Source organism: Deltaproteobacteria bacterium IMCC39524 (genome assembly GCA_029667085.1).
In the GTDB taxonomy this organism is placed as follows: domain Bacteria; phylum Desulfobacterota; class Desulfuromonadia; order Desulfuromonadales; family BM103; genus M0040.
The window spans coordinates 257,365-274,530 of the sequence record JARUHJ010000002.1 but is presented as its reverse complement, the minus strand read 5'-3'; the positions used below and the strand labels follow the sequence as shown (position 1 = coordinate 274,530).

The following is a 17,166-nucleotide window of genomic DNA, read 5'->3' as shown; positions in this document are numbered from 1 at the left end:
GCACGTTTACAATTTTAAGCGGGCAAAGATTAAGGGGCGGGGGAATAACTCTCTCCCCCGCCCCTTGCTAAACGATCAGGCGATTTTACTGAACGTACTCGTTGGAGTATGTTCCATCAGCCTCAATCTTCTTAACGACGTAGGCACCGCCTTTGCGGTTGCCGTCTTTAGCGAAAGCGATCGGACCGGTAATGCCAGGGAGTGGCTCGGTCATGTTGTGCAGGTAGTCAGCCGCCTTCTTGGTGTCGAAGCTCTTGTTCTGCTCCATGGCGTGAATGATAGCGCGCATGCCGTCGATATTCATCAAACCCCAGATGGAAGGAGGCATTTCACCGTATTTCTTCTGGTAGTCAGCAATGAAGGTCTTGGCAATTTCGTAAGGCAGCACGTCTGGAGAAGGAACGTTGATGATGAAAGCGCCTGTGGCAGCAGAGCCGGCCAGTTTGACGAAGTCCGGGTTGTCATTGGCGTCGCCACCGATGAAGTCCGCCTTGATGCCGAGCGCAATCTGCTGGGCACGCAGCTGGCCACCGTCGGAGTAATAACCGGCAAAGAAGATTGCATCAGGATTCTTGGACTTGATGTTGGTCAGAACAGGAGTGAAGTTCTGGGAGTCGGCCTTAATCTTGTCGCGAGAAACCACGTTGCCGCCCAGTTCCTTGATCGCTGCTTCGGTGGCGTTCGCCAGGCCGTCTGCATAGGTCGAGAAGTCGGAGATAACGACAATCCGCTCGTACTTCTTGACGTTAACCATGTATTCGGCGGCGAATTGTGCTTCGGCACTGTTCGGAAAAGAGTTACGCAGGAAAGTCCAGTAGCCATTCTCAGTCAGGCTGTCGGCGGTACCGTCGGAAGTCTGCAGAACGCCCGCTTTGAAGTAGGTCTTCTGTGCGGCTTCGGCGGCGGTCGAGGTGTAGGAACCAATAACCATTTGGGCCCCTTTGTTAACCAGGTCTTTGGCGCAGATTGCAGCTGCCATTGCGGTCCCTTGATCGTCGCAGACGATGACTTCGATCTGCTTGCCCATGACGCCACCCTTGGCGTTGACCTGCTCGGCGAGCAAGCGCACGCCATTCTCAATGCCTTGGCCCTCGTTAGCATAGCTACCGGTGATTGGGGCCTGAACACCAACTTTGAGGGTGTCTGCAGCAAATGCGGTGCCGGTTGCAAAGAACACGGCCAGTAATGTTGCCAGATACTTGTTCATTTTTCTTCTCCTTGTTGTGAAGTTTGTGAGTCGACAGCATGTCGAAAGCCCACTGATTAAACTACATTCAAAAAAACTGCTTATAACTATACCACCTTGAATAAGGCTTAAAAGTCGAGCCGGAAAAAAACAGGTGATAAATCCTAGAGCAAGGCTGATGCCAAACTCTGTTTTATTTTGCAGTAAAGACAACTCAAACCACTTGATGATTTCAGGGTTTTCGCGATTTCAAATAAAAATTCATTATTTACGGTATGTTAGCAAAAAACAAAACTCTAACCACGTGGAAGAAGTAAAAAACAATCGACGGCAAGAGACACTTTCAAAAGAGGATCGACGGCAACAGAAGGCCCCTGGAGCAGAGGCACCTGACCTCGCTATGCATAAGCGCATAAATACAAGCCAGACGGTATCCATATCAGGAGAGAGAGGTCAAAGAAGACCGTAACGTTTCAGCTTACGTGCAATTGTCGATTGGTTCACGCCGAGGACCTCTGCGATCCTGGACTGGCTCCGATAACGCTCACGCGCTTTGGTGAGGATGTTTCGTTCAACCGTCTCCAGAGCCTCCTGCAACGTCACAGTTTCTGGCCAATCCATCTCTTCCGGCAAACGCGTCTTGACACTCCCGGCCACCTGCACGGGCAAGTCAACCATGTCAATCAACTCGGTTTCCGACATAACCACCAGCCGCTCACAGATATTCATCAACTCGCGGACATTACCGGGAAAGGAGTAGTTGCATAACGCGTCTATAGCTGCCCGCGAAAGCCGCCTGGACTCATTGTTGAGCAGAGAGAAGTGATCAATATAGTGCCTGATCAGCGGCACCAGGCAATCCTTGCGTTCACGTACTGCCGGCACATGAATGGGGATAACATTGAGCCGGTAATACAGATCAAGCCGGAAGGTTCCTTTCTCAACCATATCATCCAGGTCCCGATGAGTCGCCGCCAGCACACGCACATCAACCTTGCGCTCTTCGGTGGCACCCAACCGGGTGATCCCGCCATCTTCAAGAAAACGCAGCAACTTCACCTGGGCCGACAGTGGCAACTCAGCAACTTCATCGAGAAAAAGGATGCCTCCATTGGCCAACTCAAACTGCCCGGGCTTACCTCCCGTGTTTGCACCGGTGAAAGCCCCTTTTTCATAGCCAAAGAGTTCCGCCTCAACCAGCGACTCCGGAATCGCGCCGCAATTGATTTTGATCAACGGTCGATCTGCACGACGGGAGTTATGATGAATCATATCGGCAATCACGCCTTTTCCGACTCCCGACTCCCCAAGGATCAAGACGGAGGAATCAGCTGTAGCCACGCGCATCGCCTGGCGCAGGGCCTTGATCATGTTCGGACTGCGTGCAATGATTTTCCGCTGTTCAAGTTCCGTTTGCTGCATTTCCAGCATCTGGTGACGGTACTGATCCTTGATCGCCTCCTGGTTCTCAAGTTCACGCTGTAAAGTATCTATCTCGGTAATGTCACGTTCACTGACCACGACCCGGATCAACTCTCCTGCCTGGTCAAACACCGGCGTTCCGATGGAAATCAGCTTGCGGTTGTTTGGCATATTCTGTAACAGGCTGACAGTTTCTTTCTGCACGCAGGCTTCAAGCGCTGCGGAACGATCTATGAACCCTTCAGGAATCAGTTCACGCATATTTCTTCCAACCATCTCAGAGGCCGGTCGCTTATGAATGCGCTCAGAAGCTGGGTTGACACGGATGACGTTCGCATCGCCATCGCACACGAACAGCCCATCAGACGAAGAGTCAATGATTGCCTGAAGTTCAAGGGTCAAAGCCTCGAAATTGAGCATGCGGCGATCCCCCTCGGGAGTCGCAGGAGCCGGAGGTAGTAGACAAAGTGTCAGGGGTCCGGAAGGAGACTTCACTGAACTTAGCAGAGCCAGGTATGGGGCACTCGTGCCGCGAAGTATTGTTAGAGGAGGATGGACAGTTGCGCTGCGGCGAAAATTTCCAACTGCTTCGGCCAGTTTGGGCAGAGGCTCGGACAGAAGCATTCCCGCGAGAGCGTTGAGTTGAGTTTCTGCGACAGGGTTACTGAAAACAATACGCATCTCCCTATCGCATACCAACAAAGGAACAGAAAGAGCTTCTATAAAGGCGGGAGCAAGCGACTGCAAATCAACCGACAAGTCATGACTGGGCATAACTGACCTCCTTAATCAAGAAGCACATTTTATGCGTAAACGCATCGAATATGCAACAGGGAATTAATTATTCACAAAACAATGCCTGAAAAAGGAGAAAAGCGAACAAAACTGGACCGAAACGAATAAAGCACCATAAAAGCAGCTATTGGTACGGTCCTTGTACTTGAGCAACCGAGCAAATCTGCCAGCAATGGGCTCCAACATAGCTTCTTCACGCGCAAATTAAAGGCAACGAGGAAGACAACCATAACGAATTGGCCGTCGACAATCGCATGCTGCAGAAAATCCGTCGAACAGTCATTGATAAACCGGGACACAAAACCGACAACCTCAAGTGTTTACGCGCATCTTTTCCCAAAGCGCGCACACCTGCCGGTGAAATATCTGGTTGCTATTCTGGCGGGTAAGATTGCCTCATCCATGCGCCATCGAGAGAATCGCGAAGCAGACTTTCTCGCTGTTTCAGAGCCACCTGCAACGCAGCTTTAGAGACCAGGTTGAGCTCAACATAGATAAAGTCTGATGACATGACCGACGGCTCAAAGACCTGCCGCTGACGTTAGACCAATAATACCGTTCCCTTTTATCAGGGAATTGGTGTTAAATGGAGACAGGGTCCCACCGGCCCAACAAAAACGGCGCAACTTTTCGATCCATTAAAGACTAAAGGGTAACAATGAAACAGACAGACAAACGCTATCAGGCATATCTGGATATTCTGCAGGAAGAACTGGTTCCGGCCATGGGCTGCACCGAGCCGATCGCCATTGCCTATGCGGCAGCAAAAGCTCGAGAGACACTGGGTGCTTTACCGGAGCGGGCTGTCATTGAAGCGAGCAACAACATCATTAAAAATGTAAAAAGCGTGGTTGTCCCGAACACCGGCAACCTCAGGGGCATAGAAGCCTCTGCCGCGGCCGGAATTGCCGCAGGAAACGCTAAGAAAGCCCTGGAAGTTCTCTCTTCGATAGATGATTCCGGGCGCGAAAGAATAAAAGACTTCCTTGAGAATAACGAGATCACCGTCACAGAAGCCAAGAATGGTTTGGTTTTTGATCTGACTGTCTCTGTCTTTGCCAGTGACTCATCAGCCAGCGTGCAGATCTCCCACTACCACACCAACATCGTTATGATCACAAAAAACGATGAAGAGATCTATAAAAACCAGGATTGCGACGAAGTCGAGACGGCAAACCTGACAGACCGTTCCATCATGAATGTCCGCGACATCCTCGGTTTCGCAGAATCGGTCAAGCTTGAGGATATTGAAGAGCTGCTGCAGTGCCAGATTAATTACAACATGGCGATCGCAGAAGCCGGCATAAAAGGCGACTGGGGAGCCAACATCGGGTCCGTGCTGATGGACGTTTGGGGCGATGATGTCAAAGTTCGTGCAAAAGCACTCGCTGCGGCGGGTTCAGATGCCCGCATGAGCGGTTGTGACCTGCCGGTCGTAATTGCTTCAGGGAGTGGCAACCAGGGGATCACGGCTTCCGTTCCGGTGATCGAATATGCGAAAGAACTGGGCTCAGACAAGGAAACCTTACTCCGGGCTCTGGTCGTCTCCAACCTGGTGACGATTCACCAGAAAACCGGCATCGGCAGGCTCTCTGCATACTGCGGAGCCGTCAGCGCCGGCTGCGGCGCAGGGGCCGGAATCGCATGGCTGCACGGTGGACGCTTCGAGGAAGTGGCCCATACCATCGTCAACGCGCTGGCAACGGTCTCAGGGATCATCTGCGATGGGGCAAAACCTTCCTGTGCAGCAAAAATAGCCGCGTCCGTTGAGGCCGGGATCCTGGGCTTCCATATGTTTGAGAAAGGCCAACAGTTCTATGGCGGCGACGGCATTGTCTCAAAAGGGGTAGAGAACACGATCAACAACATTGGCCGACTCGGCCGCGAAGGGATGCGAGAGACCGACAGGGAGATTATTCGCATCATGCTGGGAGATTAGAGGCATCTACTTGTAAGAGAGTCGTTACTTTTAAGCATAGAGATGAGGTTCTTTGCTAAAGATCAGCATCAAGTCTCGAACGGAACAATCACTTTTTGCGGAAACAACAAGGCCATTAATACGAATTTTGAGCAAGCCATCACAATCAATACCAGAGTCATGTCTTTTGGGGTCATGATGAGATAAGACTTCTGCGTTAAGGTTAAGGTCAGCAACGGCCTGGCACACCTTCCCTTTCACAAGCCCGCAATCAAGGCAACCATCACAGAGTATTTCTATAATCATGTCTGCACCATCAAAAAAGCCTCGGACTCACGATGGGAAATGCGAGGCATCGTTGTTTGCATTGGGATCCGACTACGACTGACAAAACATTACCAAAAGGGTTATATATTGTCAACTTGACAATACTTGACGGAAAAAAGACTATGGCTTCGTCGTACGGACACATAACAATGGCAACACTTGTCCACGTGCCCTTGATAAAGGGAAGGAATTCGCTTCTTAATGGCCCTATCAAAAAGTAGCCATATTGCGGCATGGAAGTCGTGATTTGTAAGACTTAAATCAAGGAACTGTTAATCATTGGGAGCGAACACACCATCAGGCAAAGCCTGGTTAATCGTAAGCCGGGTAATTGAGAGGACGGAGATATTTTTCCCGCCAGCAAAATTGTTGAGTGTAAGAGGAAAAACTGCACCATCAACTGTTTTAAAATTGTCATACTCTGTACCCAAAACACTGCTACCCATTCCACCCATTTCGAACCTTGCTTCAACTCGGCGGATAAGGTGTGTCTCGAAATCTATGTAAACTTTTAAATCGGGGGCGCTCACCAGCTCAACAAGCAATATCTCCATTGGCCGTCCATGCAGTTCTTCAACTCCTCTGTGAACAGCTTTTGCGGAACCATCAGCCAGGCTCATCGGCAAATCAAGATAACCATATTGGTAACGCATAGATGAAAGAGAAACAGGCTTAGCTGCACTGAGCCGGTCGCCGCTACCCTGCAACCCCTTGCCATGACTTAGGATCCTCACCTCTCCACCTCGTTCCGGCATAATATCAATTCTTAACTCACCGGGCCGACGCATTGTTCTGGCATAGCCACCGGAGGTTTTGCGCAGAAAATCGTCTATCCGGCCATGTGCCGAAATGGTTTTAATTTTTAACAGGTTATTTTTGCCACCATAAGCTTCCAGAACATTATTTACGGTCCTCTGCAGTTGTCCTTCATATGCATGGACATGAACACTGACGAGTTGCAAAACTACCGACAAAAGTATCAAACAGAGAACATCTAAAAAGCTGAGATTACTCTTTGACAGGCGAAAAACAAACAAGGCCACCTCCTTCGTAATCAAGGTTGCAAATTACACCCTAACGAAATGATTTTATCGATCAAAGTTGGCCTTTAATAATGGGGGAAAAACTGCGGACACCCCTTCCCTGGAGGCCATGCAATTCAGATCCTAAGCACAACAAACGAGTTATTTCCCTTGAGTGCTTATATCAGAATTTAACTCATAAGCCATTCTTTGCCCTGCTTCAATTTGCCTTTTTGTCATCATGCCGGTCAACTCACGCAGGTGGGCTTGAGCTATGGCGTTATTTTGTTTGGCTGCCAGGCTTAGCCACGCAAAAGCCTCAATCATGTCTCCTTCATTACTTTTCCCGGCATAAATCTGAAAACCTAAATTGCTTTGCGCTAAAACATATCCTTGTAAGGCTGCTAATCGATACCATTTCTTGGCCTCTGCTATGTTTTGTTCGACCCCTTGCCCCATTTCATACAATCTTCCAAATGAGTTCTGTGCTTCAGCCAAACCATGAAGAGCAGCCTCTCGATAAAAGGTAAAGGCCTTGACAGTATCCTGTTGCACTCCAGTGCCTGACTCGTACATCAGTCCAAGATTGAATTGCGCTAGCAAGTCTCCTGCGTTAGCGGCTCGCTGATACCAGAGCGCTGCCTCGGCTGGGCTCCTATTAACCCCGATTCCAGCAGAATACATCTGGCCAAGATTGTATTGAGCTCCTGCATGACCATGCTCTGCAGCTTTAAGCCACAAAAATCTGGCCTGGTCATAATCTTTCTCCACGTCATCACCTGTCACATAACGGACTGCAAGCTCGTTTAGTTCAGAGGGGTTCAATTCATGAGCGGTTGCTATAACATTTTTCAGAGGAGCCCCCTCACCAGCCCATGACTGAACAAAGAACGACATTGATAGCGAAAGTAAAATTGCAAGAGATAATATTCTCATAGGGAAAGAACCTTCCAGGGGGTGTAAACATCGAATTTAAAAAAGCCCCACAGTCAAAGGAGGGGGATGAATACGGAGCACCGTCTTTCAGTAGGCAAACGGTTATTTGCCTGCCTACGCTTAATCTAACATCCTCTTCGCGTCTCCGTCTATTCGCTCGGCCCTGAAATGTCAACAGTCGTGATCCGTGCAAAAAAGTGAGCCTTGAGAGGGGGCAGGTGTTCTTAGCCTGGTCGCTTGACGCCTTTGTGACAGATTTAGGTGTTTTTCAGTTCGAAGTCTGGACAAATTGGGCCAAAGGGGCACAAAAGGGGACAGTACAAACAAAAAGGACCTGCAAATTAATGCAAGTCCCTGATTTTATTGGTAGCGGGGGGAGGATTTGAACCTCCGACCTTCGGGTTATGAGCCCGACGAGCTACCTGACTGCTCCACCCCGCAACAGAATTTTGAAATTTACCCGTCCCCCCTCATGATGTCAAGGAAAAACTCTCCCCTTATCGCTTCCTGACAAGAGCAGACAAGCGCTCTTTTTCCTTCAATAGAGCAGCAGCAGTGTCGGCCCCCTCCCGGCTACGATATGGCCCGGCCAAGACCCGGTACCAGACACCCTTGTCGCCAAGATCAGCGGTCTCGATAAAGGTTGAAAGTTTATATAGCTTAAGCCGAGCAGCCAAACCCCTGGCGTCCTCACCGGTACGAAAAGAAGCGATCTGCACAACAAAAGAACCTTCTGCAGAAACGGTCGGCACGGTTGCCTGCTTAGGCGCAGCAGCAACCGGCTTCACCTCTGTTTTCTTGACGGCAGGCTTAGGTTTCGCCTGCACCGCCTTTGTCGGCTTCTCTGGCGGCAGATTGATACCACTGCCAAGGGGAGCCTGATTGCCCTTCGGCAGGTTGTCATAAAAGGTTAATCGCTCGGGTTTTTCCGGCACCGTTTCTTCCTGCGGAGGCGGAGGAGGCACAATCTGGGTCACCTTGGCAGGGGTTAAGGAATCCACCTCAGCGACTAGCTCCTGACTAGAAACATTCCTTTGCCCGAACATCACCCCAAGAGAAAAGCTGACAGCTGCGACTGCAATGATCAACACAACAATCAGCATGAGCTGCTTGCGTTCGATTCGCCGCTGAGTTCTCGATACAACCGGTTGCACCATCATCCCCACCCTCCCTGGCGAACCGTCACATTCGCTCCGGAGCGTCAACTCCGAGCAGGTTCAGTGCATTGGCGAGGACCGTTCGCACACCCTTGATGAGATAGAGACGTGCCTGTGTCGTCGCCGGGTCATCAACCAGCACCCTCTGCCGATTATAGTAACTGTGAAACTGGGCTGCAAGCTCCTGAAGGAAGTAGACAACACGGTGCGGTTCACGGTTCTGTGCCGCGTTAATAACAGTTTCCGGGTAACGTGCCAGGTGCTTCGCCAGGGCCAGTTCCTCGGCGAGCGTCAAGCATGACAAATCCAGCGACTCGCGTTCCAGAGTCACCACACCCTGCTCATCAGCAGTGCGGCAGATGCTGCAGACCCGAGCATGTGCGTACTGCACATAGTAAACAGGGTTGTCATTGCTTTGCCGCTTGGCCAATTCAAGGTCAAAATCAAGCTGGCTGTCTGCCCGTCTAAGCAGGAAGATAAAACGACAGGCATCTTTCCCGACCTCGTCTACCACTTCGCGTAAAGTCACAAACTCACCCGAGCGGGTGCTCATGGAGACCGGCTCCCCTTCGCGCAGCAAGCTAACCAGTTGCACCAGGATGAACTGCAAATCGTCGGGGTTGCGACCCAGGCCATTCACGACGGCCTTCATCCGTTGAACGTAACCATGGTGATCAGCGCCCAAGACATCAATAACAGTGTCGAACCCACGACTGAACTTTTCCAGGTGGTAGGCAACGTCTGAGGCGAAGTAAGTTGTTTCTCCATTTGAACGAACCAGAACACGATCCTTGTCATCACCAAAATCGGTGGTGCGAAACCAGACAGCACCGTCCTGTTCATAGGACAGGCCCTTCTCCTTCAGAACTTTAAGTCCGGCAGAAACTTCATCGCGATCAAACAGTCCCTGCTCACTGTACCATCGGTCAAAGGTAATACCGAACGCCTCGAGGTCGTCCCGGATACCCGCCAGGATACGGTCACCACCGAAGCAGCCGAGCAACTTGATTGCCTCGTTCTCGTCAAGTTCAAGGTAGCGAGTCCCTTCAGCCTCATGAATCTCTTTGGCGAGGTCGAGGATGTAGTCTCCCTGGTAACAATCATCAGGGAACTCAACCTGCTCACCACACACCTGTCGATAACGCAACAGGAGCGAGAGGCCAAGTGTACGCATCTGGTTGCCTGCGTCGTTTATATAGTACTCACGCTGGACTTCATAGCCGGCAGCCTGCAGGACTGAAGCGACCGCGTCGCCTGTTGCGGCACCGCGGCCATGACCGATATGCAAAGGGCCGGTTGGGTTCGCACTGACGAACTCGACCTGAACCTTTTGACCCTCACCTACCTGAGAGAGGCCGTAGGCTTTGCCCTTCACGGTGATCTCGTCAAGAACTTCATACCAACAACCTGGCGCCAGGGTAAAATTGATAAATCCCGGCCCTGCGATCTCAACTTTACTCAAGAAATCACAATCATCGAGAGCTTCGACCAGGGCTTCAGCAATCTGCCGAGGTGATTTCTTTTCGGCACGGGCCATAGTCATGGCCAGATTAGAGGCAAAATCACCGTGATCAGGGTTTCCCGGGATTTCAATCTGCACATCAGGAACGACTCCCGAGTGCAGAGTACCATTATTAAAGCAGGCTTGCAGAGCGTCACCGATCTGTTGCCGCAGACGATCCTTCATGATTTGTTTAATCCTCCACTGGAACAGGGTTTATGAACCCTGCATGTATTCACACAAGCTGAGTCCTGTGATTCAAAAAGGGACTCAGCAAGCGTCTCAATCGGCTAAGGGCATAAAGTCTAAACTGACTGAACTTTCGTCCGACTCAAACTAAGTTCACACTTATCCTCGTCAATTTAGACATAATGCCGATAAGGAAAAGGATATGTATGTTAGCGCCGCACTATGAGAGTGTCAAGAACTCGCAGGCGAGAAAACAACACGGGGATTCAGCGCTAAATTTTCGTTCTGGAAAGACACAGAAAAGGCCCGCTCCCAAGATACGAAACGGACCCGCTTAAGTAAATTTTCTTTGTCAACTAGTTACTTTCGATCAGAGAATTGAAAAACCAGTTCGTCATCACGAACCATGCCTAACTCAGTACGTGCGATTCTCTCAATGTAACGGCGATCACCGCGCAAGGAATCGATCTCGCCTCGCAGGGCCTGATTTTCCGACTCAACGCCAGCAATTTTCTGTACCAGATCGGCCTTCTGTCCAGAGAGCTTCAGCATATAAAGAATGCCCCGGTCGCCAAAAAAAGCGAAACCAAGCAGAAGCACAACCAACGCTAACGGCCAGAAGTTAAGACGCCCCCCATCGGGGTGCGAAGCTTTAGCAGGGTTTCCTGCCATAATAAACCCCTAATACTGATACACAGTTAACAGAATCAAAACAATTATCAATTGGATTGTTCCATCAATTCACTTTAAAAATCAAGGTTTTTCACACACAGGCTGATGTAGGCAATTAACATTGCGTTGCTGTCGGAGATTCACAAACATCAGCACAATAAGAAAAGGCCTGCCGGAAGGCAGGCCTTTGGTAACAATTTCAACTGACCTAGTCGACTGTCAGTTGTTTCTTGAACTTCGCCAGTTTGGCCTCGCCGACACCCTTCACCGAAGTCAACTGGTCCACGGAACTGAAGGGCCCATGCTCGGTACGGTAATCAACGATACGCTCAGAAAGTGCCGGGCCAACGCCTGGAAGCGATTGCAGTTGTTCTGCTGTCGCCTGATTAAGGTGAACGGTTTCAACAACCTGATTTGCAGCAGGGTCATTAGCGGCAAGGGCAGTCGCCGGTGCAAAAGCGATCGTGCTGACGACAGCCAAAAGGACGAGCATTGACAGATAACGTTTCATTACATTTCCCTCCAAAACAAAATAAAAAAAGAACCCGATGTGGGCATAACATCCTGCAGTCCCTCCTTACAACACCTCCCCTCCGGATCATTATTACCGCCCAACCCGGCTCACAACGAGCCCCATCGGATGGTTGGCAAATTCAGAAGAAGATAACAAATTTCTAACATTTGTCAAACGATCAACAACTTATTCAATATCCTTATCGACACCCTCGGCAAAACCCATGGGAGGGCCAAGACCTGCTAAAACAAAGGTGAAGCCTATCTCGTGATCATTATCCTCGTCTTCCAGATATCGAGTTTTGTAGGACAGTATGATGCTCCAACATTTCGATCGATACTCTAAACCAACAAAGTCTTCAAGAGCACGATTTTCCTGGAAATCGTATCTTTCCTTGAATCTGACATAAAGCGGTTGCAAAATTGAGGTGTCTACCTGAAATGAAACATAGTCTGTAGCAACTCCGGCAAAATCTGCATCTTTGTAGGTATAACTAGCACTAACAGCATTCCCCGTATCATCCTTGAGAGTCGAACCAGCACTCAGAGTATTAAATCCTGAATCACCATAGACGGGGATTATACTTTCAGCATTAAAGGAAAAATTATTAACCGGCGTAAAATCCATCTCCACACGCAAGTCAGAGAAAGGACGTTTCTCCCCAGATCGATCATTTCTGACCTCATCTATATCATAGCGCTGAGATAGGCGCAGATAGAATAGATCACGATACAAGCTTGAGCCATCCGCCGCTTGGCTACGTGCTGTAAGACGATTGACCAGTGCGTAAGTAACATCGTTCCGGGAGAGAACCCGATCACGTAGATCAAAGAGAGGTAAACTACCCTGCTCTTCATCCGGGACATAAGTGTAAGTCACGGTTGGTTCGATACTGTGCTGGATGCGATCAGACCCCAATAGGTTGACATCAAAGCTCTTGACCAGGCGAGAGGATAGAGCAAGAGAGACTTCTGGAATAAACTTGTCCGTTTCAGTAACATCGGTGCTGTAAAGCCGTTCGTAGAAGGCAGCTTCCGGAGTGACTTCAAGCCACGAACCTGGCTTGAATACCGCTGAAAGCGATGGCCTCAAGTAAAGTCTCTCGCCCCTTTCACCTTCATCGCGCCAAAAGCGGGTAGCATAACTCTCAAGACCTGCGTAAAAAGCAGTGTCACCAAGGCGGTAGCGGGGCAGTCCGAAGCTCAGTTCAGGGAGAGTTTGCAAGGTTTCGTCATTATCAGTTTCCAGATCCTTGGTGTAGCGCGCAAAACCAACAACATTAAGCTTTTGCCAATTACGGCGGAGCATCAACGTAGAAACTGTCTTATCGCGATTATAATCCTCAGCAACTTCTCCAAACTCTTCAAAGAAGAGTTTCTGATCCGTATACTCAATATCGGCCATCAAGCGCCAACCTCCTGGCAGTCGACCGCTATGTTTCCACCTGTAGTAATCAAGATCGGGGAAATCTTCTTTCTGGTCCAGTTCTTCTATTTCACCGGTTCCGGTAACGTGATAATAAAGGGCCTTGCCATTATTTTGACCGGGCAATGCATAGCGATACTCAAGCCCCTTGCCCAGACCAACTTCCGAGAGGTAATCAAGATAGATTGTGGCATCCATGTGACGATCAATAACCTGGTACCATGCCAATGAAGCAAGCGTCCCCTTGTTGTTTGAATAACCAAATGAAGGCGTGAGCAGACCAGATTGACGTTCGGTCTTAACAGGAAAAGCCATGTATGGGGTATACAGAACCGGGACGTCCTTGACATGAAACCAGACATGCTGCGCCCGCGCATAACCTCCGACTGTAATATCCACTTCATCGGCGGAAAACTTCCAATCGGGGATCTCGCCATCACAGGTGGTAAAGCTACCCTCTTTAACTGAATATTCGAACTGGCCTTCCTTTTCGATCTGTTGGCCCGATAAATGGAAATTACCTTCGCTGACAAAAAGCCGGCCGTCACGAACCTGGCCCTGCCTTGTCGTCATATTGTACTGAAGGCTTGAGCCTAAGAGCTTAGTCTCTATGTCTTTAAGTTCAACAGCCCCCTCTGCAGAAGCATCCTGTGTCGCTGCCTGCCAGAGCAAGGTGTCAGACTTTAATTCGAGCTCGCCCTGTCGGAGGACAACATCACCTTTTGCCTCATAACTATCCTCGTCAGAATCATATGTCAAAGAATCCGCAACCAGGGCAATCGGAGACTCCTGGTCAGCTTTTAACGCCGGCTCAGTCGCGATTTCCGTTTCGTCATTATCATCGACGGACAAAGGGAAAGAGCTATCAACAGAGTCAGACGGCGTTTCAAAAACGGGTTCATCTTGAGAGTCGTCTTTTACTTGTGGACTAACATCAGCAATCTCCGCCACAGAAGAATCGGGCATCGCTGCAATAACCGGGGTTGGCCGACCCTCAGATATTTTCGAGAGGGCCTCGTCAACCAGAGGTTCTTCATCATCAAGTGAAGTGGATTCACGTTTTGAACCTGAAGATCCTATTATTTCAGGTGTTTTGTCCTCGACCTTCAGTTCATCTTCAGCAAAGGGTTCGGACGTGATTTTTGAGCTCGGAGTTTCACCTTGAACGGAGATTTTCAGGGAATCTCTCTCTAGTGGAGAAGGTGTGGGTTCAGAGGGAACTTGTTCTGCACCTACCCACTCAGGAGTTTGCCAATGCGAGGATGAGATAAAACGACTGATCTCAAGTTTCTGCAACAAAGCACGGCCTTCAGGACTCTCGTGCATACTCAGAAAAACGTTACTCACCTGCTGCAGAAGAGCGGTCTGCTGCCCCTGCCGAGCAACAATACTCCCCTTAAAGAGGCCAGGGAAGTGGTCAAGATTTTCGGTCAACGGAAAGACCGCCCCTTCAGGAACCCTGCCCAGATAAGCTTTACTTAACCAGGCAAAATCTACTTCGCGATAACGAACCAGCCAATTATAAAGGAAGTCTTCCGAGGTAAAACTGCGGACATCAACCGGAGTTAAAAGCCGCTCTTTGAGATAGAGACCAACCTCTTTACCCAGTTCAGAGGAGATTACGAGCCCTGATCCATCGACAGCGAAACCGACCGTGATTCCAGGCTGAGCAAAAGCTTTATTAACCACAGGAACCGGCAACAAGAGCGCAGCTAAGAGCAATACGCAAAAGCTTGCTCGCAGAGATAAACGTTGCATTGAATGACCCGTCATTAAATAGGATTAAAGAGTCTCTGGAACAAACTCCATTGTAGAGTGCGAATCCAAGACTCCCTGCCTTAACTCTGCCACCAGATAAAGAGATCCGCACACAACCACATATTCGTCGCGACCAAGACCTTCACAAGCCGCAGCCAAACCATCAGCAGCCACAGTATATTCATAAACGGGCAGTCCTTGATTGTCAGCCCAGGCGACCATCTCACAGGTCGGCACCGACTGCCCATAAGAAACCGGTACAGCATATACTGCCACGACATATTTTACCAGTGGCATGAGTACTTCTGCGGGGCTACGCTCACCACTCAAGCCACTGACCAGATGAATACGCTTAATATTCTGCGTCTCAAGATAATCAGCCAGACAAGCGATTCCAGCAGCATTATGAGCGACATCAAGAAGGACCTGAGAATCACGACACCATTCCAGGCGCCCAGGCCAGAAGACATTCTTCCCGGCGTCGGCAATGGCAGCATCGGGGATCTTGAAGCCTTGTTTACGTAACTGTATTGCCCCAGCAACAGCCTGGGCGAAGTTATCCAACTGGTGAGCGCCTGCAAGAGCACACTTTAAATCACGCAAATGATCAGAATCGACAACAACCGTAAAGTTATCGTGATCACCCCGCCAGGAAAAATCACGACCAGAAAGGGAAACCTGAGACTCACAAGCAGTAGCAACAGACAGAAGGACCTCCTCGGCAGAGGGCTCCTGCGCACCGACGACGACAGGCACACCGGGCTTGATGATGCCTGCCTTTTCCGCTGCAATTTCAGCGAGTGTGGAGCCCAGATGTTCGCTGTGGTCAACGCTGACAGGAGTAATCATACAAAGCTGGGGATCAACGATATTAGTCGCATCCAGACGACCGCCAAGACCGGTTTCGATAACAGCAACATCGACACCGGCCTCACAAAAAGCCAGAAGAGCCATCGCCGTTGTCGCTTCAAAAAATGTTAAAGGGATGTCTTCTGAATTCAGGCGAATGATTTCAGTGAGAGCACCAATATCATCGCGGGTTACCGCTACGCCATCAATACGGATTCGTTCGGTGAAACAGTTCAGGTGTGGTGAGGTATACAGCCCAACATGCAGCCCTGCTTGTTTGAGTATCTCCGCCAGCAGGACACTGACAGAACCTTTGCCATTGGTCCCGGCCACATGAATGCAGGGCAAAGGTTCCTGAAGTTGAGGCAAGCGGGCCTTTAAAGCCCGCATATTCCCCAGGCCGAGCTTAACGCCAAAACGTTGCAGCCCATAGAGGTAGTCGAGGCTGGAGGTGAAATCCACTAGCGCAATCCTGTGGGCTCAAGGCAGTGTATGAAGAAACTGACAGGGTTCTAAGAAGCAGAAGCCTGCTGGGTAAAGATGCGTAAAGCCTGCGACAATCGCGCTTTCATTTCCTGGCGGGAAACAATCATGTCAACCATGCCGTGGTCGAGGAGATATTCAGAGCGCTGAAAACCTTCCGGGAGTTGCTGGCGAATTGTCTGCTCAATGACGCGAGGTCCGGCAAAACCGATCAAGGCTTTCGGCTCGGCAACATTGAGGTCTCCAAGCATGGCAAAGCTGGCAGTAACACCACCCGTGGTCGGATCAGTCAGAACGGAGATAAAAGGTATCCCGGCCTTCTTGAGTTTGGCAAGTGCAGCGCTCGTTTTAGCCATCTGCATCAGCGAGAGAATACTCTCCTGCATACGGGCCCCGCCTGAAGAGGAGAAAACCATGACCGGCGCCTTGTTCTCAAGGCCAAGCTCGATCGCTCGGGTGATTTTCTCGCCGACAACCGAACCCATACTGCCGCCGAGAAAAGCGAAATCAAAAACCGCAACGACCACTTCCTGTCCGTTCATCAGGCCGGAACCTGTGACAACGGCGTCACCGCCTCCATTCTTGGCAACAGCAGCCTTGATACGGTCTACGTACTTTTTGGAGTCCTTGAATTTCAGGAAATCCACCGAGGCCATATCGGGGTCAGTTTCGTTGAAGGTCCCCTCATCAATCACCAGGTCAATCCTCTCTCGGGCACTGATGCGGAAGTGATAATCGCACTTGGGGCAAACATTTAAATTACGTTCGATCTCCTTTGAGTAGATGATCTCTTCGCAATTTTTGCACTTCGTCCAGAGACCCTCTGGCATCTGTACTTTCTTACTTCCAACGGGCGCAATAGGCGCCTTTGACTTTTTAAACCAGGCCATTATTTACCTCGCGATTCAGACGATTCTCTATTTAGAAAACGAACCGTTCGTTGCCATCCAATATCCGGCAGTGTCTCTGACACGATGCCAGTTCCGCACTGATTTCTTCAAGAGACTGCGGA

The 17,166-nt window shown here is 50.0% G+C and carries 14 protein-coding genes and 1 tRNA gene; 1 reads left to right on the top strand and 14 read right to left on the bottom strand.

The genetic code is table 11. The annotated features are described in order from the left end of the window. Positions 1-85 precede the first annotated feature (85 nt). The 3 genes from P9J64_06920 to P9J64_06910 all read right to left on the bottom strand — a co-directional run bounded on the left by P9J64_06920 (position 86) and on the right by P9J64_06910 (position 3,914). The gene (locus P9J64_06920) at positions 86-1,207 is read right to left on the bottom strand and encodes a branched-chain amino acid ABC transporter substrate-binding protein (protein ID MDG5468053.1); all 1,122 of its coding nucleotides are present in this window, start codon (positions 1,205-1,207) and stop codon (positions 86-88) included. 432 nt (positions 1,208-1,639) lie between these two features. Further along, positions 1,640-3,382: a sigma 54-interacting transcriptional regulator gene (locus tag P9J64_06915; protein ID MDG5468052.1), complete on the bottom strand. Its 1,743-nt coding sequence runs from the start codon at positions 3,380-3,382 to the stop codon at positions 1,640-1,642. A gap of 394 nt (positions 3,383-3,776) precedes the next feature. Next, the gene (locus P9J64_06910) at positions 3,777-3,914 is read right to left on the bottom strand and encodes a hypothetical protein (protein MDG5468051.1); all 138 of its coding nucleotides are present in this window, start codon (positions 3,912-3,914) and stop codon (positions 3,777-3,779) included. Positions 3,915-4,061: 147 nt separating this feature from the next. On the opposite strand from P9J64_06910, the gene P9J64_06905 reads away from it, so the two are divergent. Then, complete coding sequence (locus tag P9J64_06905) at positions 4,062-5,342, top strand: L-serine ammonia-lyase, iron-sulfur-dependent, subunit alpha (protein ID MDG5468050.1); 1,281 nt, start codon at positions 4,062-4,064, stop codon at positions 5,340-5,342. Between the two features lie 30 nt (positions 5,343-5,372). Here the strand turns inward: P9J64_06905 and P9J64_06900 are convergent, their stop codons facing one another. From P9J64_06900 to accD, 11 genes are all read right to left on the bottom strand, one after another. After that, a complete protein-coding gene (locus P9J64_06900; GenBank protein MDG5468049.1) occupies positions 5,373-5,627 on the bottom strand; it encodes a hypothetical protein in 255 nt (84 codons plus the stop codon). Positions 5,628-5,920: 293 nt separating this feature from the next. After that, a complete protein-coding gene (locus P9J64_06895) occupies positions 5,921-6,685 on the bottom strand; it encodes a hypothetical protein (GenBank protein MDG5468048.1) in 765 nt (254 codons plus the stop codon). Positions 6,686-6,832: 147 nt separating this feature from the next. Continuing rightward, a complete protein-coding gene (locus tag P9J64_06890) occupies positions 6,833-7,606 on the bottom strand; it encodes a tetratricopeptide repeat protein (GenBank protein ID MDG5468047.1) in 774 nt (257 codons plus the stop codon). A gap of 364 nt (positions 7,607-7,970) precedes the next feature. Continuing rightward, a tRNA-Met gene (locus P9J64_06885) sits at positions 7,971-8,047 on the bottom strand. 56 nt (positions 8,048-8,103) lie between these two features. Beyond that, on the bottom strand, positions 8,104-8,766 hold the full coding sequence (locus P9J64_06880) for an SPOR domain-containing protein (protein MDG5468046.1): 663 nt from the start codon (positions 8,764-8,766) through the stop codon (positions 8,104-8,106). A gap of 22 nt (positions 8,767-8,788) precedes the next feature. Beyond that, positions 8,789-10,450: an arginine--tRNA ligase gene (gene argS / locus P9J64_06875; GenBank protein MDG5468045.1), complete on the bottom strand. Its 1,662-nt coding sequence runs from the start codon at positions 10,448-10,450 to the stop codon at positions 8,789-8,791. 363 nt (positions 10,451-10,813) lie between these two features. Then, complete coding sequence (locus tag P9J64_06870; GenBank protein MDG5468044.1) at positions 10,814-11,125, bottom strand: septum formation initiator family protein; 312 nt, start codon at positions 11,123-11,125, stop codon at positions 10,814-10,816. Positions 11,126-11,333: 208 nt separating this feature from the next. Further along, positions 11,334-11,636, bottom strand: coding sequence for a helix-hairpin-helix domain-containing protein (locus P9J64_06865; GenBank protein ID MDG5468043.1), 303 nt, complete (start codon positions 11,634-11,636; stop codon positions 11,334-11,336). Between the two features lie 189 nt (positions 11,637-11,825). Continuing rightward, positions 11,826-14,822: an LPS assembly protein LptD gene (gene lptD, locus P9J64_06860; GenBank protein MDG5468042.1), complete on the bottom strand. Its 2,997-nt coding sequence runs from the start codon at positions 14,820-14,822 to the stop codon at positions 11,826-11,828. A gap of 24 nt (positions 14,823-14,846) precedes the next feature. After that, positions 14,847-16,133: a bifunctional folylpolyglutamate synthase/dihydrofolate synthase gene (locus P9J64_06855; protein MDG5468041.1), complete on the bottom strand. Its 1,287-nt coding sequence runs from the start codon at positions 16,131-16,133 to the stop codon at positions 14,847-14,849. Positions 16,134-16,183: 50 nt separating this feature from the next. Continuing rightward, positions 16,184-17,044 (bottom strand): acetyl-CoA carboxylase, carboxyltransferase subunit beta, encoded by an 861-nt coding sequence (gene accD / locus P9J64_06850; GenBank protein ID MDG5468040.1) that lies wholly within the window; start codon positions 17,042-17,044, stop codon positions 16,184-16,186. Between the last annotated feature and the right edge of the window lie 122 nt (positions 17,045-17,166).